Origin of the sequence: Streptomyces sp. NBC_01478 (assembly GCF_036227225.1) — a bacterium.
GTDB lineage: Bacteria > Actinomycetota > Actinomycetes > Streptomycetales > Streptomycetaceae > Streptomyces.
On the sequence record NZ_CP109444.1, the window covers coordinates 140,499 to 159,838 of the forward strand.

The 19,340-nt window shown below is 67.2% G+C and carries 15 protein-coding genes; 6 read left to right on the forward strand and 9 right to left on the reverse strand.

Annotated features, from left to right (window positions below; all coding sequences use genetic code 11):
- Positions 1-433: 433 nt before the first annotated feature.
- The 8 genes from OG223_RS00670 to OG223_RS00705 form a co-directional block, all read right to left on the reverse strand.
- The gene (locus OG223_RS00670; protein WP_329240799.1) at positions 434-1,183 is read right to left on the reverse strand and encodes a hypothetical protein; all 750 of its coding nucleotides are present in this window, start codon (positions 1,181-1,183) and stop codon (positions 434-436) included.
- A complete protein-coding gene (locus OG223_RS00675; RefSeq protein ID WP_329240802.1) occupies positions 1,164-3,410 on the reverse strand; it encodes a hypothetical protein in 2,247 nt (748 codons plus the stop codon). The genes OG223_RS00670 and OG223_RS00675 overlap by 20 nt, the downstream gene beginning before the upstream one ends.
- 71 nt (positions 3,411-3,481) lie before the next feature.
- Positions 3,482-4,006 carry a hypothetical protein gene (locus OG223_RS00680; RefSeq protein WP_329240805.1) on the reverse strand — a complete coding sequence of 175 codons (525 nt, stop codon included), beginning with the start codon at positions 4,004-4,006 and terminating at the stop codon, positions 3,482-3,484.
- A 743-nt stretch (positions 4,007-4,749) separates the two neighbouring features.
- Entirely contained in the window at positions 4,750-5,481 is a 732-nt protein-coding gene (locus OG223_RS00685) for a hypothetical protein (protein WP_329240808.1), read from the reverse strand.
- A 40-nt stretch (positions 5,482-5,521) separates the two neighbouring features.
- A complete protein-coding gene (locus OG223_RS00690) occupies positions 5,522-7,351 on the reverse strand; it encodes a hypothetical protein (protein WP_329240811.1) in 1,830 nt (609 codons plus the stop codon).
- 163 nt (positions 7,352-7,514) lie between these two features.
- On the reverse strand, positions 7,515-7,931 hold the full coding sequence (locus OG223_RS00695; protein ID WP_329240814.1) for a hypothetical protein: 417 nt from the start codon (positions 7,929-7,931) through the stop codon (positions 7,515-7,517).
- 90 nt (positions 7,932-8,021) lie between these two features.
- The gene (locus OG223_RS00700) at positions 8,022-8,882 is read right to left on the reverse strand and encodes a nucleotidyltransferase domain-containing protein (RefSeq protein WP_329240817.1); all 861 of its coding nucleotides are present in this window, start codon (positions 8,880-8,882) and stop codon (positions 8,022-8,024) included.
- A 101-nt stretch (positions 8,883-8,983) separates the two neighbouring features.
- The gene (locus OG223_RS00705) at positions 8,984-10,360 is read right to left on the reverse strand and encodes a helix-turn-helix domain-containing protein (protein WP_329240820.1); all 1,377 of its coding nucleotides are present in this window, start codon (positions 10,358-10,360) and stop codon (positions 8,984-8,986) included.
- A gap of 54 nt (positions 10,361-10,414) precedes the next feature.
- On the opposite strand from OG223_RS00705, the gene OG223_RS00710 reads away from it, so the two are divergent.
- The 3 genes from OG223_RS00710 (at position 10,415) to OG223_RS00720 (ending at position 15,220) form a co-directional block, all read left to right on the forward strand.
- Positions 10,415-10,651 (forward strand): hypothetical protein, encoded by a 237-nt coding sequence (locus tag OG223_RS00710; protein ID WP_329240822.1) that lies wholly within the window; start codon positions 10,415-10,417, stop codon positions 10,649-10,651.
- 313 nt (positions 10,652-10,964) lie between these two features.
- Entirely contained in the window at positions 10,965-11,840 is an 876-nt protein-coding gene (locus OG223_RS00715; RefSeq protein WP_329240826.1) for a hypothetical protein, read from the forward strand.
- Between the two features lie 1,373 nt (positions 11,841-13,213).
- A complete protein-coding gene (locus OG223_RS00720) occupies positions 13,214-15,220 on the forward strand; it encodes a hypothetical protein (protein WP_329240829.1) in 2,007 nt (668 codons plus the stop codon).
- Between the two features lie 163 nt (positions 15,221-15,383).
- Here the strand turns inward: OG223_RS00720 and OG223_RS00725 are convergent, their stop codons facing one another.
- Complete coding sequence (locus OG223_RS00725; protein ID WP_329240831.1) at positions 15,384-15,701, reverse strand: hypothetical protein; 318 nt, start codon at positions 15,699-15,701, stop codon at positions 15,384-15,386.
- A gap of 627 nt (positions 15,702-16,328) precedes the next feature.
- Here OG223_RS00725 and OG223_RS00730 point away from each other — a divergent pair.
- The 3 genes from OG223_RS00730 to OG223_RS00740 all read left to right on the forward strand — a co-directional run bounded on the left by OG223_RS00730 (position 16,329) and on the right by OG223_RS00740 (position 19,259).
- Complete coding sequence (locus OG223_RS00730) at positions 16,329-16,514, forward strand: hypothetical protein (protein WP_329240833.1); 186 nt, start codon at positions 16,329-16,331, stop codon at positions 16,512-16,514.
- Between the two features lie 286 nt (positions 16,515-16,800).
- Positions 16,801-18,984, forward strand: a complete 2,184-nt coding sequence (locus tag OG223_RS00735; protein WP_329240835.1) for a hypothetical protein — start codon at positions 16,801-16,803, stop codon at positions 18,982-18,984.
- Positions 18,985-19,016: 32 nt separating this feature from the next.
- Positions 19,017-19,259 (forward strand): hypothetical protein, encoded by a 243-nt coding sequence (locus OG223_RS00740; RefSeq protein ID WP_329240837.1) that lies wholly within the window; start codon positions 19,017-19,019, stop codon positions 19,257-19,259.
- Positions 19,260-19,340 lie beyond the last annotated feature (81 nt).

Sequence of the window (19,340 nt, forward strand, 5' to 3'; positions counted from 1 at the left end):
GTGACCGCCACCGCAGCAAGAACGAATCATGACGCCACCGGATACCGTCATGATCAAGACCTCCATCCAGCCCTCCATCGGCAGGGCCATGCAATGCCCTCGGCCCCAGAGAGCTGCTCGACGGTGCAGAACCTCGGTCCACCCACGACAGCACTGCTGGTTACAGGCCGTCACTTTGGAGCTGGCCGTCCTTGGGGATTTTCCGGTGGCCACTGTCACTCCGGCCTGGCCCGCGGGGCGGGTACGTCGTCGGCCGGGAAGGAGATGAGTCTGAGGCGGTACAGCACCCAGCGCACGGCCTTTCGCTGCGCCCCAGGGATGCGGCCAGCTGCTGAACGGGGGTGCCGGCGAGGACCTCGGCACGTAGGTAGTCAGTGTGTGTCGTGCAGCGCAGTGCGCCGGAACGGGCGGAGTCCGGCCGCGGTGACCGTGGTCACTGCGGGCGGGTTTCTGACTCGGGTGCCATCCGCGCTTGCCGGATGGCGGTGGTGATGTCCGGGTGCCCGTAGCGGTCGGTGAGAGCGGCCAGGGTGTCGATCAGGTGGTTCTTGGCGTCGTCGGTGAGGCGATGGGCGAACGTGTGCAACAGGCGGGCCAGTGGCGCCCATTGGCCTTGTGGTGCGTAGGCGGCAGCAGTGCTCAGCAGTGCCTCGAGGCGAGGGAGCGTGTCGGTGTCGATGCTCTGGGGGGCAGCGGCGAACCAGTAGGACAGGGCCAGTGAAGGGTCGCTCATCAGGGTGTCGCGCAGGATGCGGGCTTCGTCCAGGCGGCGGTGGTGTTCGGCGCGGTGCTGCTCGAACTCATGCAGGTGACGCTGGTGGCTGAGCGCAGCGTGCACAACCTCGGGTGTGGCGGCGAGGTGGACTTGGCTCCAGACAAGCCGGACCGGGAGGTGAGAGATGTCGGTGGGGCGGCCGAGGAGAGTGTTGATGCGGGCGGCGGCCGGTACGGCGTCGGTCGCAAGGTAGTCGGCGGTGATGCTCCGGGCGGTCGTCAGGACGTGGTCCGCGGCGACCGCGGCGGGGCTGTGGTGCGGGCGGGGTGAGGGAAGTTCCTCCCAGGCTCCGGTGAGGGTGAGGGCGAAGAACTGGCCGGGTATGGCGGTGGGCGCCGGGCAGGCGAGGTCGAGCGTGCCTGCCCGGGGTGGGGGCCAGCCGCTGCTTCTACTCCGTGTCCGGCGCATGGTGCAGGCGTGCGGGTGCGGTCGGGTCTGCTTCCCGCAGGGCGATGACGAGCGCGTCGCGCAGGTGTGTGCGTTCGGTGGGCTGCGCTGCAACGCGGGCTGGCTCCCATCCGTAGGCCGCGTGGTTGAGGACGAGGAAACGCGGTGCGAGATAGGTGCGGTCGGTGTCGGAGCGGAAGACGGCTTCGGTGAAGGTCTTCATGACGGCAGGCTGCAGGCGGGGGTGGCTCAGGGCGGTGTTGAGCCAGGTGTCGAAGGCTCCCTGCAGGTGGATGTTGGCCTCGTCGTCCAGAGCGCACCGCCAGCCGGTCAGGGCCCAGGCGTCGGGGCGGCTGTCGTCTCGGGCCAGCAGGAGGGGGGTGCCGTCGGGGGTGGTCCGGTCGGCGAGGTGGAGGAAGGCGCGGCGTGCGGCTGCGGTGTAGTGGTGCTGGGTGGCGGTGAACCAGGAGGTGAGGGTGGCCCGGATGGTGTTCTGCAGGGCCGGCTGGTCCCACAGGTCGGTCAGGGCGTCCCCGACGGCGTTGGCGACGGCGGTGTCGGTGGTGTTGGCGGCGAGCTCGGACAGCCGTTTGAGGACGATCCGGGGGTAGGCGGGGCCGAGTTGGGCCAGGGCACCGGCGAGGACCTGTTTGAGGACGACGGGGGTGTGCCGGCTGTGCGTGAGCTGGTCCGTGTCGGGGGCCTTGGCCCAGGCGAGGTATTGCTCGCGGGCGCGTTTGCCGGCGGTGGGGTCGACGGCGGCGGCGACGAGGAGTTCCTGGGCGTGTTGCTGCAGGTGGCGGGATTTGGCCCAGTGGGTGGCGACCGCGCGCAGGACGGTGAAGCTCTGCTTGGCCAGGGCGTAGCGGGTGGCCCACTGGGTGACGCGCTCGGCCAGGGGAACACCGAGGTCGGGAGGCAGTGTTGCGGCCTGTTCGGCGGTCCATCGGGTGAAAGCGGCGACGTGGTGGGGGCGGTCGACCCAGAAGTAGTCGACGACGGCTTCGGCGTAGCCGGGTTTCAGGAAGCGGATGCGGTCGTCGTTCCCGAGTTCCGCGCCGATCCTGTCGGTGAGTTCGATGATGCCGGGGCCGTGTTGTCCCTGGGTGGGCTGTGGTGTGTCGTCGAGCGCCTCGCCGAGTGCCGTGTGGGCTTCGTAGACGGTGGCGGCGGGTGCGCCGTCGAGTGCGGCGGCGGCGAGCAGATAGTTGCGGTGGGCGCTGTCGGTGTTGCCGGTGTGCCAGATGCGTAGTGTGCGGCGCCAGTTGTGGGCGGACTGGACGGCGGCTTCGACGAGTTCGGTGAAGTCTTTGGGCTCGGTGGTGGAGTCGTTGAGGTCGACGGCGGCGATGATGATGCGGGCCCACCGGGCAGCTTCTGCCGGTGCGGCGCGGTTGAGCGGCTGGGTGATCTGGTCTGCGGCAAGCCACTTGTCCAGCTCGTCGATGGGGGGCTGACGGCAGTCCAGGTGCGCACGGAGCACGCGGAGAGCGTCTGGTGGGGCGAGGGGGTGGGCCAGTTCGGTGGCTTCGCCCGCGACGTGTGCCCAGGTGTCGGTGTGGGTGACCACGACGACGAAGGAGCGCATCGTGCGCAGGTGGTCTTCCACTTCGCGCAGGTGGAGCCCGAAGCCGGGGCGGAGAGTCTCCTCCTCGTCCCTCAGGTCCAGGATCCAGCCGGTGTCCTCGTCTCTGAGTCCTTCGAGGTCCACCCCTTCGTTGGGTTCGCGGCGGACCTGCCGGATGGCTCTGGCGCCTTGGTGGATGAGCGTGTGCAGGGCGGTGGTGTAGCGGCCGGTGCCGGCGCCGGCGTGGATGACGGCGACGCGGTACGCGACGAGGAGGGCGTCGATGGCCTTCGTGGTCTCGTCGTCGGGCAGGTAGGGGTGAAGGCGGGCCGCGATCCAGTCGTCGGGCAGGGGTGTTCCCCGCAGTCGCTGGATGTCGCTGATGTTCTGGACTGCGACGACCGTCCCGTAGTTGGTGGAGACGTTCTGCACCGCGCTCGTATCCGTCGCGTGGGCGCCGGTCTCGGTGTCGGCTGTGTCGTCGCTGGGCGGGGCATCGCGAGGCGGGGGCGGCTCGGATGTCTGCCCGGCAGCCGAGGTGTCGTCCGGAGGGTCCGCGGAGGGTTGCGGCTGCGTCTCGTCGGCTGCCGGGTACGCGGCCGGCCGGGCGCCGTTGTCGGACCGGGCGGGGGCGGCGAGGGCCAGCTCAGTGTTCGGCTCGGCCGGTTCGGTCAGTGGCAAGGATCAGCCCTTCGGGAAGGTCGGGGTGTGCTTGCGGCACGGCCGTGCCCGTAGATGTGCTGGGCTGGGGGCTACTGACTGGTGATCCGGTGGCCCTTCATGCCGATGAGCTTGCCGCCAGCGTCGACCGTCTCCACGTCCTGGATGACGCGGGAGTTGCCGGTGATCTCGCCGCTGTGCATGCCCGTGGCCTCTCCGGACAGCGTCGTGACCTTCTGGTGCACGAACGGACCGGAGGCGGGCCGGTCTTCCCCCTCGAAGGTCAGGTGCTGGCCGTAGATGTCTTCCAGGACACCGCGCGCGCGGGCCAGATTCCGCAGGAACCGCTGATCGGAAGCGTGTGTGGACATGGTGCCGTCGGCGTAGTCGGCGAGGGCTTCCTGCAGCAGTTCGAGCTCTGCTCGCCGGGTCTGCAGGATGTCCGGGGCGGGCTGCAGCGGCAGTTGAAGCGTCCCGACCAGGCCGGCGGGGACTGTGACGTCTTCCTCGGGTTCGGCCCCTCGGGAGTCGAGCAGACGTCCCAGACGCTGGAGAACGAAGGCCAATACGGCGGGCAGAGCGGAACTGATCACGGCGATCTCAGTCGGATCCGGCATGCTTCACTCCCCCGTTGCCACGATGAAGGACCGTCTGATTCTTTCCGATGCCACGCAGAGAAAAAACAATCGAAGGAAAGATGGCAAAAAGCCCTCCCTCCTTCGATTTTCCATCTGTTCGGCCAGATTCCGACGGCCGCTGATCCGGCCATCTGTCCGGTCAGCGAGGGTCTCTCTCGTGAGGCTCACGGGCCGTCAGAGGGGCGTGTCCATACTGCTGGTAGGCGGATTCGTCGGGAAACCGCTCCACTCGGACCTGCCTCCAGGCCACGTCGAACGATGTCTTTCCACGGCTCCCAGCAGAGCGCCGGAAAGCCCTCCAGCTCGTCACAGGGTCGAGAATCCAGCGCAGCACATGAAGTCGCATGACCACAGCGTCCACACACCCCAGGAAACAGGCGGGCCTTTCCAAGCACCCGTAAAAACAATGACGTTGATGCAGGCGTTTTCCGCCATTGGACTCTCATGCCCGAGTGAATTCTCGGCTCTCATGTTTCTGCTGTTATTCGAGGGAATTCGGTCTCCCGGATCGGATGCCGTGCATCTCGGCCACAGGCGGTGACCGCCGGCAGCGGGCCGTCCATAGGACCAGGTGGCATGGTGACGGATGCCGTATGCGGGCCGCGGCCGCCCTATGTCTTGTGTAGCTGTGGCGGCAGTACGCGCCGGCTGTGGGATCTGTCCGGCCTGCCCGGCGGGCGGCCCGGGAGGAGGCGGGCCGGAGTGGAGGGCCGCCGCCGGGGTCACGGAGTGGATTCGGTCATGAGGGCGGTGATACCAGCGATGTCGCTGCCCCAGCCGTTCGGGCTCTGCCGCAGGGCGACCCGCCAGCGGTGACCGGCCAGGCGCTGTTGTCCGGCGGCGATGGCCTCGCCCAGGGTCGTGAGTCCGGGGTCGAGAACCCATACACCGTCGTGGTAGGGGGCGAAGCCGAGCCGGGACCAGGCCCGGCCCAGGCGGGCGCAGGCCTCTTCGTGGGGGATGTGGTCGGTGCGCTCGATGGGTCCGGGGAAGAGGGCGATGACGCCTGTTGAACTGCTGAGGTAGTCCAGCGCCATGCCGGTGAGGAAGACGCCGAGCCCGTGTCCGCGCAGGCGGCTGTCGATGGTGACGCGGTCGACGATGAGGGTGTTGCCGGGAACACTGAGGCGGTCCCACAGATCTTGCCGTACGCCGGGGACAGAGGGGTCGAAGAGGACCTGGCCGATCGTAAAGAGGTCCTCGCTGAGGGCGTCGAGGGCGTCGATGGGCTCAAGACAGCGGGCGTGGTCGACCAGGTGGAGACGGATGCTGCCGAATTGAGGGCCGGGGCCGTCCTCGGCGAAGTGCATGCCGATGTCCCATTGCTGGACGCCGTCGTCGAGGCGAGGCGTGATCCAGTAGTCGCTGCGGTAGCTGAGGATGATGTCGTCGATGCCGAGGTCTGCGGTGATCTCGTCGCTGTCGGACGGTGCGGGGCGGGGGCGCGCGGTCATGGGGATACGCATCTTCTGGACGGGGCTGCTCGCCGGCCGGTCAGGGGGTGTCGTCGCCACTCGTGCGGGCGTGCGGGATGACGGGGTGGTGGCTGTCGTGCTCGGTGGTCACGGTGCCGGGGGCAGGGGGCAGCTCGTGTGCGGTGGCGACGATGATCTGGGCGTCGTCGGCGGCGGTGGCGCTGATGACCTGCAGGGTCCTGGCGGCCAGAAGGGCGCCTTCGTCGCCGGCGCCCAGACCGTCGAGGGAGGAGTCCAGCCATTGGACGCAGGGCAGCAGCATGCCGGGCAGGGTGCGGGATGCTTCGAGGAACGCCAGGTGCAGACCGTTGTTGGCGATGTTGATCATGCCGGCTGAGCGGGCGAGTTGCCGCACGGTGCGGCCGTTCAGCTTGGGAGCGAAGGTCTTGGAGTCGATGCTGGCGTACCGGATCTTGTCGGGTGCCATGGGGATGACCTTGTCTGCGTAGATCATCGACAGTTCCTTCGCCGTCTGCTGGCGGACATGCTGGGCGTCGCCTTCGGCCATCGTCCAGGCGGTGCGGGCCTGTTCGGCGGCGTCGGCGGTCCGCTTCTCCATGCGTTCGAGTTCGCTCAGGCGTACCAGTTCCTTGCGGCGCTCGCGCACCGCGGTGATTGCGGCCCTGGTCTCGGCTGCGGTGGCCGCGGCCTTGGCCTTGGCCTGCTCGCGGGGGGTGATCTCCACCGTGCGGTAGGCGTCGGACCGGCTTGCGGCCTTCTGTGCGGCCTGGATGCGGATCCCGCGGGTGTCGACAGCCTGCTGCGCGCGAGCCTGGGCGGTCTTGAGGCTGTCCTCGATGGAGGCCAGGGCATCGAGGGCGGCGGTGTGCCGCTGGGTTTTGCGGGCCTGGCGCCCGTCCCGGGCCGGGTCCGGTTGTCCGCACAGGACGCAGGCGGGGCCCGGGCCGGCTGCCTGCTGCAGCAGTTGGTCACATTCGGGGCAGTGGGTGCGGGGCCGGGCGTCCTGCTCGGCCTGGGCGAGGGCTGCGCGGGCCTGCCCGCGCGCCTCATAGAGCGGGGCGAGGGCCTGCTGCGCACGGTCGGCGTCCGTGCCCGCGTCGGCGGCGCGCCGCAGTGCCTGGGCCTGCTCACCGGCACGGGTGGCGTGGATGGCCAGATGGGCTTCGAGTTCGGTGTCCAGGCGCAGGACCTCGGCGTTTGCCGCGTCGAGGGCCTTGGCCAGGCGGGCTTCGTCGGTGTCGAGATCGACCGAGGTGGGAAGACCGTCGGCGATGCGCTGTTCCAGGGCCTTCTTCAGGTCTGTGGCGGCCTTCGTCGCGCTGCGTTTGGCGGCGGTGGACTGGGCCTTCAGCTTTGTCGCCTTCTCGTCCAGCAGGCCGAAGCAGACCTCGATGGTCACACCGAGATCGTTGAGGTTCGCACCGCCGTAGACGGTGTGGCCGGCATAGGCCTGCTGGAGGTAGAGCAGGGTCATCACGCTGTCGATGGTCACGCTGCCGCGGGCGGTCTCGACCACGGGGATCCCCATGAGCTCCACGCTGTAGGAGCCCGCGCTGCGCTCGCCCCCCTCAGCGACAACAGGCAGGTCTTCGACCTGACCGGTGGCGGTGTTGAGGAAGGAGATCTCCTGTGTGAGGAGGTCGTGCGTGATGACCCAGATGCCGGAGTCGAACGCGACGGTGGCGCGCATGGCCTGGGCCTGCTCGGTCACCGCGGGCAGCAGTTTGAGGGAGACGGCTCCCAGCGTGATCCAGAAGGCGTCGGCCAGGCTGCTGCACCCGGCCCCGATGCCGGCTTTGAGGTGACGCAGCAGAGCGTCGAGAGCGATCCCGTCCCACTCGCCGTCGATGAGGAATTCCTGCTTGAGGCAGGTGAGCTTGCCGGGCATACACCGCTCCGTCACGGGCTGTCGCACGCCACCGAGATGTGCAGCGTGTCAGTGGCCCCTAACGAGTCGTCCCCCGGTGCCGGCGTCGGGCATCAAGTCCGAAGCATCCCATCGGGCGACGCGACGATCACGGCTTGACTCGCTGGACCGGGCGCCGGGAGGGTCACAGGAACGGCCAGGAGATTCCCTGTCCCCGGCCACGGATCGCGCGCCACTGCGGCACCGGAACTCGGCTCTCTGCCACGCGGATCCAGCCCTCGTGGAGGGCGCGGTGGATGACATCGCCGAGAACGTGCCAGTCGGCCTGGTGCCCGCAGCTGCCGCACGTGTTCGGGTTGAAGCTGCGTCCCCGCTGCCGGGCGGGCCGGCCGTGCAGTTGTGCGGCCAGGTCCATGCAGCCGCCGGCGGGGTCGGTGAGAATACTGCGTGCCACGTCAACGGCTTCGGGAAAGTCCGTCGTGGTGAATTCGTCGCCGTCCGGCCGATGCGAGGGCAGCAGACCGAACACCCACCGCAAAGGCATCGCGCACTGCTGGCAGGGCATGTCGAATGCCAGCACGTCCACCCGCAGCGTACTCACCAGGCACCGCCTCCTTCTCGATCACCCTGACACACTCCGATCCCCGCCCTGCAGGCAGGCATGCGGCTCCCCAGGCTGTGGGCGTTCTCGTCACAGGCGGGGCAGTGCGGAGCGGTCCTGGATGGTGATGTGGAGGGTGTGCAGGGGCTGGGTCCGGGTGGGGCGGACGACCTCGAACCAGTCGGTGCCCTCCTGCAGGTGGCGGGAGATGCTGCGGTGGTGGCTCCAGCCGAATCCGACGCCGGTCTGCCAGGTGGTGTCGCTGTAGCGGCTGCCGATGACCGGTTCCCCGTGGAGGTAGACGGAGTCGAGGGGGCGGGAGGCGGCTTCGAGATGGGCGAGGACGGCCGCTGCGGCGCGGCGCAGCGGGCTGGTCTCGCTCCAGCGGGTGAGTGCCTCGTGGGCTGCGGGATGGGCGGGTTCGGCGTCGGGGAGCTGGAGTTGGCGGATGGTGGCGGCTTTGCGGTCGACGAGGTCGGTGAGATCGATGCGGACCGGACGCGGGACCCAGCGGTCGATGCCGTCGAAAGCCTCGATCATGTGGTCGCGTGGAGCCCGGCCTGCCGCGGGATCGGGAGTGATGGCGGCGAGCCGGGCACGGGCGGCATCGACGGGTTCGCCCCGCGTCCACAGCAAGGTCAGCTCGAACCCTTCCGCTTCGAGGCTCTTGCGTTCACCGAAGTGGATCTGCAGGCCGCGGCTTCTGCCCTTGAGGGCGCGCTTCATCGAGGCGGAGGGGTCGCCGCCGTAGGACAGGGAGTGAAGGAACTCGGAGGTGAGACGGTCGTCACGACGGTGCTCCACGACCATGTCGACGTCCGAGGGGCTCAGTGCGCCACGTGCGTAGGAGCCGAAGACGAGGATCTCGTCGACGAGGTCCAGCGGCCAGCCTCCCTCCTCCAGGCGGTCGAGCATGTCGTTGAGGAGCGTGGTGGCGCGCTCGCGTTTCACGGAAGGCCTCCGCTGGTCGGTTCGGGTGCCGGTGCACCTGGGGCTGCGGTACAGCAGGTCTGCTGCGAAGTGCCCGGCCAGGGGTGGGGTGCGGGGGTGTCTTACAGGGTGGTCGGCAGTGAGATCACCGGCTGGGAGATGGCCTGCGGGATGCAGGCGGGAGCGGTGCGGCCCGCCTGGGTGCAGGTCAGGGTGAGGAGTTGGAGGTAGCCGAGGGAGACCGGGCGTCCGGGGAGCTTGCCCGTTGCCTGTTCGAAGCGCTGGAGTGTGGGGGGCTTGATGCCCAGGTGGCCGGCAGCGTCGTGGAGATTGAGTCCTGCGACCTCGCGAGCTTCCTGAAGGGTTTGGGCGTTGTCGTGCCAGACCTGCGGTGCACTCTCGGCGGTGTCCCGGGCCACGGCTGCCCGGGCTGCGGCAAGGGCGGTGCGGATCCGGTCGGTACGGGGACCGAGCAGGAACCGGGCGAGCCGGGCAGCGTCGGCCGCGTGGTCGACGCCCTCGTTCCAGGGCTGGGAGGCCTCCTCGTATACACGGCCTCGGGCCCTGGCGCAGTCCTCGCGCCCGCCGGATTCGGCGCCGTAGGAGCGGTGGCGGTCACTGGTGCAGGCCAGCGTGCTGTCCTTCGCGAGGTCCATGTCGCGGTCCTCGTCGTCGGTCTCGATCTGATCGATGACGTCCCGGACCTGTTGGCGTTCCTGCGGGGAAAGGACGCTCGCGAGTGCTTCCGCGGCCGCCTGGGCTTCGGACCGGCCGGCGGGCTCGAAGCTGCCGCCCCAGGCATGGGATGCATCTTCTCCCTCCGCCTTCTGGAAGGCCACGTCGATGGCTTCGAAGGTGTGCGGGCTCCAGGCGTGCATCATCAGGATGATTTCCTGCAAGGCTCGCTGGGCGGCCGGATCCGCCTCCCGCGCGGTATCGCTGCTGTGGTGACGCCTGGTTCCGCTCATCCAGTCGGTGAAGGCCTCAGGCCGGCGGGAGTCGGGCGGTTGTGCGTTCGCGAACCAGCGCGCCGCCCTCATGACGCAGTCGTGCGCGTGCTGGATGGCGGCATACCAGCCGAACAGCGCCTCCCGGTAGTCATCCACATGCCGGTCCTCGGCAAAGGTGCCGGTCTCCGTGCGGCAGTGCTGCGGGCATTCCGCCGCGCTCACCCGGTAGAGAGCGGCACGGGTCTCGGGGAACGTCAGCAGAGCGGCGTCCAGGTGCTCATATTTGGGGCCTCGGTTACGGCGCTTTTCGAGCCCCTGGTCGAGGAAGACTTGGAAGCGGGGTTCCTCACGCCAGTTCGCCGCGGCGCTGCGGACACGGAAGTCGCTCTGCCACGCTCCGGTCGCGATGACCTCCCGCAGCGCCGAAGCCACGTCCCGCCGCAGTGCCGCACCCCATGTGATCAGGACCGGCAGGCGCTGGGGATCGTCCCCCAGCGCGGACATCACCAGATCGACGTCGTCATGACGGTGAAGATGACGCTGGAACACGAACGCTCCCCCTTGAGTCCAACACTCCCCTAACTGCCGCCGCACCGTGGCGTGGTGGCAGTCCTCCATCTTGCACGAGGGGTACGACAACGCACCGGTGGGTGGGGGGCACCGGAGCTTAAGGAGTTCGACGGCGTCGTCACCGTCGAGGGCATCTACAGCTCGAAACTCCTCGACGCGCGACGCACGGATGAGGCGCGACGGCTGCTCCGGGTCGCGATCACACGCGTCCGCCGCACCGTTGTCTTCGTCCGCCCGGCCGAGCCGGCCTGCGGACGCGAGTCGGGGTGAGCATTTTCCAGCGCGCGGTGTGGGTTCGCCTGCGCGCCTTTCGCATTGCCTCTCGCTGTCCAGCCAGCGTCCCTGGGAGCGCCGACGTGCAAACGCTGGCCAGCGGCGCGGGGCGGAGGGCCTGTCCGGGCCAGATTCTTCCGCCAGGGGGTGGTACGCATTTTTCCGGAGCGCCCCCTCAGCGCTTCAATGCGCCTGTGCATATATGCGACGACTTCACCCTTTGGAATGAATTACCGAATCCCGTCCATGCAGATACCTGGATACTACTTTCGACTCATCAACGGCTGACATTCCAGTACGGAGGCATACATTGCCCCAAGGAAATCCGAAGAAAATAAGGTCACTGGCCCGCGTTCTGACCATCTCGGCAGGCCCGGCGATCGCCTCACTCATTTTCGGTGCACTCGCAACCGGAAAAATTCTCTGGCTTCCCGCCCTCATCGGAGTCGCTCTCATTGCAGGCCTCTCCACCTGGCAGTTGATGTCCGAGAACAAGATCCGCGCAACGACCGACCTTCTGGAGAAGCGTGCGGAGGAGGCAGAAAAGGAGCTGGAGCGAGCAGCCGTATTCGATGCCGGAATCCAGCCGGTGACGCAGTGGTACGGAAAGATCCATCAAGGGGACGAAAATTACGAGATGCTCAGGAGGCAGATCCTGGACAAGCTGACTGAAACCGCTGGTGAGCTTGTGTGTCCTGACGCCTTGTGTGCCTTCTACAGGCTCGATACCGACCAGGAGGAACTGATCCTCGAGGCGCCTTCGGGCAACCCCGGCGCTCTCCCCAGGACGTATTCCAAGAACGACGGCAACGGCGGCTCGTACATGCTGTTCCTTGCCACGTCAGGCCAGGGCGGCTTCAAATTCGTGGAAGACATCGACAGGGCCCACTTCGACGGAGCGGACCGGGTCAGGCTGGTGAACGGCTACCGAACCGCCCTGTTCCTCCCCGTCACGGCCGGTCCCACGCCTCAAGGCCTGATCGTCATCCAGGCAAGAAAGACCGGGGATATTCCCGCTCCCTTGCCAGGGGAAATTCTTGACGGGAATTATCGGAAATTTTATGCAATCGCGAGCCTTGCAAGCCTTCCCAGGGTCCGAAACCAAACAAATGGGCAGCTCCCCCGGCAGGCCGGTGATAACTCCGTACGACAGGGAGAGCCAGCCATTCTACCGCACAACGAATAGGTTTTTAGCATGTTTGCGCAAATTCGGAACGGGCAGAATTTTCTGCGGTAGAGACTACGTTAGAAGTTTCCGACGCACAGGATCATTGGGGGAACGGTGATGGAGTCCAAGATCCAGAAGTCTGGCGAGAATACCGTGGGTCCAGAGCAGGTAGTCGCCACCTCAGGTCACGCCTGGATGCAGGGGCAGGAGAGCAGGGATTCCTACTTCAGTCGAGCGCGTGACGAAGCCCTGCGAGGCCAGCGACTGTTGACCAAAGAAATTACCGAGAGTAGCCAACCGTTGCTGGAGAAATTTCTTCACATTCTCAGGAAGCTCTCCTTCCGAAACTAGAACATTCATTGGCTGGCCCGCGCCAGAAATGGCGAGCCCTGCGGATCAGCCCCCTGACGAGCGTCGGCCTTCTCCGCGCTGCCGGAAGACTCCCCAGCCTGACACGGTGGCCGTGAGCACGGTGCGCGCCTGCACCCGATGGAGCACGCCGGTGACGATTGCCTCTACGGGCCCGCTCTCACCAGGCCGGGCGGCAGCCGGGACACCGGCCTCGGTCACGACGGGCCCGCGTCCCTGGGGCAAGACGAGAGTCCCGGGCGGTTCGGGTGAGAAGACAGATGAGGCTCACTCTCCGACCCCTGATGCGATTTCTCCGTGTCACACCGATACGACGCCGGGGTTCCGGGAATCGCCGGTCGGCGTGACCGACTGGGCGCTGCACCGGATGGACAAGCTGGCCTGCAGCTGCCCCGGGCATGCTTGCCGGACGAGCGGGGTCGCCGGCGCGCGGCACAAGTGCCCTGCAGCCAGCGGGGGCTTTAGCCGGCTCCCTCCCTGCTGCCGCGCTGTCCCTTGCCCAGGGCGAAGGACTTCGCCTCACCAAGCCAGATCCCGTCGGCGTCGGTGTGGCTGAGCGCCTCACTTGGGGCTGACCACTCTTCCGTGATGGCTACGACTGCTGAGGCAGGCTCCGCAGACGGCGGTGGGGCGGATAAGTTCCGTGCCTCCTTGCGCCCTTGGCGCTTGGACGCAACGCTCATTCGATCTCGATGGCGGTGTAAGCGAGGCGTGGCATCGTGCGTCGATGAGCACTGCTGAGTCGTTGCGGGAATGTCGGTGTCCGACTGGAAATAGCACCGGTCCCATCGAAGGGAACTGCACCGAAGTCACGCCCTTGGGCAGTAGTTTCGGAGGTCCGACGCTTCACCGAGCGCACTCAGTACGGCACGGTGGAGGCGGTGGCCAGGGCGGCGCCATGTGGTCGTGCGGCAGGGGGCGCGATGGGGAGGCGGAGGAGCGCGTACCGCTCGGGAGGGCTGCGACGGCCCGGAGGGTGGCGGCTCCTGTACTGGACGGCGTTCGGCGCCGGAGCCGTAGCGGTGGTCCTGGCCGTCGTACAGACCTGGATCACGGCTGCCGTCGCAGTGGGCCTTGGCGCCGCGTCAACCGCAGTGCTGGGGCTTCTCGTTGAGCAGGTCAAGTCCCAAGAGCGATGGCCGGAGAACCTGGCCGGGGCGCGCCCGGGCCGAGTTCCTCGCGTGCGGGAAGCCGACGACCCGGCCGACTGGGTGGCGCAGCCCGCAGGCCGCGAAAATTGGTCCGAGACCCCCTACGTCGAGCGTGACGTCGACACCGACCTGTCCGACCTGCTGCTGCACGGCGGATTCGTGCTCCTGCTCGGAGAATCCGCCGCGGGCAAGTCACGTACCGCCTATGAGGCCGTGCGCAGGACACTCCCGGCGCACGCTTGGGTGCGCCCCTTCGCCCGGTCCTCGATAGGGGTCGCCGTAGAGGCCGCCCTCGCGTGTGCACCGAGCGTGCTGTGGCTGGACGACCTGGAGAACTACCTGGGCCCCGATGGCTTGACCGTGTCACACGTCCACCACCTGCTCGGGCAACCCCACCCGGCGGTCCTCGTCGCCACGATCCGCAGCGAGGAGTACCGCCGCTACGACACGCATGAGGGAAGTCGGCTGACCGGCGCCGACCGGGATCTGTGGCGTGCCGAGCGCAGCGTGATCGCCAGGGCGACCGTCGTCCGGGTGCAGCGATTATGGTCGCCGGCCGAACTCCGCCGTACTCGGGGCCTCGCCCCGAGCAGGCGCATCGGTGTCGCCCTGCAGGCCTGTGACCGGTTCGGGATAGCAGAGTCACTGTCCTGCGGGCCCGAGTTGGTGAACGTGTGGAGGGACGCATGGGCCTGCGGCGCACATCCGCGTGGGGCCGCGCTGGTCACCGCGGTGGTGGACTGCCGTCGAGCCGGCCTGCGCAGGCCGGTGCCTGTGGAGTGGGCGCGACGGGTGCACGAGGCCTATCTGGCGGCACGCGGTGGTGAGTGCCTGCGGCCTGAGTCCTTCGAGGAGGCCGAGGGCTGGGCATGCCGAACCGTTCGCGCCACCAGCAGCCTGCTGTCGAGGTCGGCTGATCGGGCAGCACTGACCTGCTTCGACTACCTGCTGAGCAGCGACGGTCTGGAGCCTGTCCCTGATCACTTGTGGGAGACGCTGCTGCCGCTGGTGCAGGGCGAAGAGGCTTACAATATCGGGCTTGTGGCGCACGGCGAACTCCGGCTGCGGCACGCGCTCGTCGCGCTGAACCGTGCCCAGCAGGATCAGGTGCTGGGTGCAGATTTCGCGCTGGCCTTGGTGATCGGGGATTCAGGACACCCTCGGCAGGCAATCGATTTGTTGCGGGCCCAGGCCCGAGGTCGGGTGGTTCCCCTGGCCGTACGCCGCCAGGTGGCCCACTTCCAGGGGGTTGCGGGGGACTACGTTGCTGCGGCCGGTGCCTTTCGCGACTTGGTCCATGAGATGACCTCTACGCTCGGAGCCGACCACCCGGACACCCTTGCGGCCCGCCATGAGGCTGCCTACTACACCGGCGAGTGCGGTCACACCTCGACAGCCGTCGCGGAGCTCACAGCCCTGGTGGCGGACCGTCAGCGGGTTCTGGGCGCCGACCATCACCAGACCTTGGCAACTCGCCGCAGCATGGCCTGGTTTCAGGGCAAGGGCGGCCAACTGGACCTCGCGATAGGAGAGTTAAACGGCCTGCTCGTCGAGTCCCGGACGATTCTTGGGATCCGCGACCCCCACACCCTCGCCGTACGTTCAGCCCTTGCCCAGTTCCAGGGGGAAGCAGGCGGCTGGGAACGGGCTGCCCGCGATTTGGCCGATATCGCCGACGACCGGCAGGCCACATTGGGGCCCAGCCACCCGCACACTCTGGCCACGCGCCACCAGCTCGCCCTCGCCCTGGCGCACAGCGGCGATCGCGAGGGCGCTCACACGCTCCTGTCCGCTCTAATATCGGACATGACGTCCCATCTGGCCCCCGACCACCCGCATCTGGCTGCTGCCCGGATCTCCCATGCCGCGCTCCACTGACCTGGGGGCGAACGTACGAGACTGACTGACCCGGCACGTCGGCTCCGGGCATGGACGCGGGCTGCCCTTCTGGCGCGGGCATCACGGAAACGCGACCAGGGCCCCTCACTTAGCCATTCTGAGCATCACGGTTGGCCGCCGGATAGCTTCGAGGTCCGCCTGGTCAACTGCCCGTCGCAAAGCCGTAAAGCTCGCGAAGCCGAGCAGCGATGGCTCTCGTTGCGGCCTGGTTGGCTTCGAAGAACTCGCGACGATGATTCGGATCGCTTCCAGACTCGCGAGTCCAGTACATCGGGTACGCGGCAGATGTCAGATGCTTCATTGCCTCGATCACCGGAGGATGCAGCAGCAGAGCGGACTCATGACTGCACCTCGCGGTCGCGTGCATGGCCGCCGCCTTCAGCTCCTGCCCGTCACCACTCTCGCGCCAGTCCAGACCCGTAACTTCGGCCTTCGCCAAGTGTATGGCGATCGCGTTCACCCTGCTCAGAAGGTCATGAATGGCCGTGTGAACAGCCCGGAGCCCGTCACGTTCAAACGCCACTCGCTCCAGGTGAGCAACCTGTTGACGTTCAGCGTTGCGAACATCCTGCACGTTTCTGCGTCGTCCAGCGGTTACGGAGCAACTCAAGCAGGAAGCTTGCGACGAAGCCGAGAACAAGTGTGACCAGGGGCAGCAGCACGTCGACCATGCCGCCCACCATCGTTGACCTGGCATGTGGTGTCCACAGGGCGTCCAGGACGGCCGACGAGAAACTTACTGAGCGCCCGAGCGGCCAAGCGGAGTACTCAGTCACAGTCGGCCGAGGTGAAGCCGATATCCGCTAACGGGTCTGTCGCACAGGATCTCGAATCCTGAAGGCCTGCACGGCGTGTTCGGGCAGCCGGGGTGCCGCTGCCCGAACAGGAACGTCCTCAGCAGGTCCCGGCCCGCCCCTGGCTCGCGGCCCCATGGCATCAACTCAGCCGAGCGCATAGCGGCTTGACGACGCTCATTGCCTAGTCGGCGATGGCCTGCGCCGTCATACCGGCATCCGCCGCGGACCACAGCACCAACAACCGCACCAGAGAGGGGCGGTGACAGCCAATCAGATGAAAGAGGCCGACAATGAACAGTTCCAACCAGCCCCTGTTGAGTCTGCGGACCGCCCTGATCCTGCTGCTCGGTGTCCTCACCGGCGTCGGGGCAGGTGTCCTGACCGTGGCCGCCGGAGGGGTTCTGGCCGCCGAGCTCCTCACCAACGGCGCCGCGTTCGCCGGAGCGGTGATCTTCTTCCATACGATCATCGACTGACCGCGCCACCGTACCGGGAGCGTCATGCACGCTCACCAGACAGGTGTCCATCGGGTGCGCCCTGCGTGCGCGCATCGAAAATCTCCAGCTCAACAGCCGGTCCGCAACCCATACGCATCTATCGGGAGCCGGTCGTCGGCGACATCGCGATGTCGCCCATAACGGCCTGTGCCATGTGAGCAGGCGTGCGGCTGCCAGTGGCAGCATCCGCGCGAAGGGGGATTCGGCACCTGCTGACGGTGCGCCTGCGCGCGAACGGCAGCTAACTAGAGCTTTGATCTTGTTCATGTACAAACGTCTGATTCGGGCTCTAGCCATCCTGATCGTCGTTTTCACCACGGTTCTCGCGGCATTGCCAACCGACACGGCCGCACAGCAGACCTGCAAGGCCGCTGATGGTCACCGGCTGGCGGGCTCGCTGGACCGGGCGCAGGAGCTGTACGAGTCGGTAACAACCGACGGCGACCAGAGCTGCGCCGTGGAGGGTCTGCGGCTCGTGGCAAAGGCGCGTCAGGAGGCAGCGGAGCTCGTCACTGCCGGGCAGCTGGCCATCCGTTCCGGGAATCTCGGCGAGGCTGCGGACAAGTTCCGTCAAGCCCTGGGTCTCGATGCAGGCAGTGCTGCGGCGGCTGCAGGTATCGCGCGAGTGGCGGACCTGAAGAGCCGCCCGCTGCCGACGGCGGTATCGAACGGGAATCGCTTCTATACGGACTGGGTGCTGCCGGTAGGGCGTCTTGCTGTGCTGGCCGCGATCGGGTTGCTGGTCCTCTACGCCCTGAGCGGCGTGTGTTCGCGCGTGCTGGTGAAAGTGGATGCGGTCGCGTGGACGGCCGGCGTTCGACGTGCCGCTGGCTCGCTGGGTTTGGTTCTGTTGATCGCGGCATCGGTGATGACGCCGCTGTTTGCCATGTTCAACCCTTTCCGGCCCACCTGGACGCAGTGCTGGATCGGCGCAGTGGTGCTTCTCGTGGTCGGCGTTGTTGCGGTAGGTCTGGTATTCGCGGGTGCGCGCAGCACGGCGTGGGAGCACTGGCGGGCTCTGCTGCTTGCCCTGGGCGTTGTGACGGCAGCCGGGTGTGTTCTGGGCTGGACGGCCTGCGTGGGCGCCTACGACGTGCGGCTGATGCTTGTGCATATCGCTCTCGTCGCGGTCGGTGTGCTTCTAACCGCCGCTGCACTTGGTCAGAATCTCCGTCTCCAGGTCGAGGTGCAGCAGGCGGACGGGGAGGTGAACGCCGCGTCCTCCGACTACCTGCTCGCCCGGATGAAAGACCTTGGCACGGAGGCCCCGGCCCTGCACCAAGCCACGTCCGCACCGGGCAGCCGCACGCCGCTGAGCCAGATCCCTGTCGAGGAGCTCAGCGTCCTGCCCGCGGGGAAAGTCGTGGGGGCGTTGTCCCGCCTGTTCTTCGCCCTCAGACCTGATCTCACCTGGCGTGCCAGGGTCACTCTCGTGGACGACAACCGGGCCTCGACCGCGTTGTCCCGCAACGGGCAACACGCTGCGAGTGCAGTGTTCAGCCGGGCAGACCTGAAACTCCCCGCAGATTCCGACTCGGATCGCGCCAGGGCGCAGATGCTCACCGGCGCCGCCGCCTTCATCCTGGTGCACCTCAGCGCGGTGCACCAAGAGCTCGAAGACGGCCTGTACGGGGCCCGCCAGTGGAAGAGCGTCGCCCTTCAGGTGATCGCGAAGAGCAGATCGCTGCTCGCCGACGACGAAACCCGCGTTGCCACGCGTGTCCAGCTCCTTGCCAAGGCCGTCGACGAGGACCCCGACAACGAACTGGCCCGCTTTGAGTACCTGTGGGCCAACTACGATCAACAGCCCGCCGCAGAAACAGACTTCGAAGCGTTCACCCGGGACATCGACCAGCAATACACCCGTTCCAAGCTCTGCAAAGTCTCCGACAACGAAGAGGGGTGGATGCCGCTGAAGATCCGGGTGCTCTACAGCAGCGCGACCCAGTTGCTCAACGCTTACATCACAGCAATTGAAGGAGGCACCCCAGCCACACAGGCCGCCTCGATGCTGACCAGCGCGCGCAAATCCGCGACAAAACTCAGCCGTTTGTGCGACACCGCCATCACCTCTTGGAAACGCAAAGAACTATGCCGCCAGCAAGCAGCGATGCACCCTTACGCTCTCAACCTCGTGGACTGCCTCGATGCGCTGTCAGACGATGTCAAGCCGAGGGCGAAGGCAGGACAGCACCCCCATGACGATCTGTCCGCCTCTCCGCGGCTGGCCTACGACCACGCCTGCCTACACGTGTTCCTCGCCAAACGGCAGGACCTCGAAGAACACGACCGCAGCCAGCAGCGGAACTACGCGCTTGAGGACCTCCGACGCGCCCTCGTCACCGACGCCGACAGAGAGAACGCACAAACCGACCCCTGCTTCACCACCCTCCGTTCCGACCGGCACTTCCAGGAACTAGTCGGTCCACTACAAACGAACAGAAGCTGACTTTGGCGGTGGTGCCGTCTTTGGACGATGCCATGGAGACCGGCTGCCTGACCGCTCTCTCAAAACGTGCCCGGATTCCGCGCCAGCTCACGCAGGCCGAGGCGGAGTTAGAAGAGGCCCGGGCAGACACCCGTACGCAGGAGGCGGCGCGCGAGGAACTCACCCGTGTACGGCAGCTCAACCGCCAGGACCCGCACCGCAAGGTCGCAGACTCCGAACTGGAGGAAGCTCTCCAGGGCTGGAAATCCCTCACGGGGCGCATACCGCCCAAGTAGTCAACGCATGCAGTGGTTGTTGGCCCTCCTCCCAGAAGGCCGCAACAGCATCTCTTGGTGGGGTGACGGGCACGGGGCTTG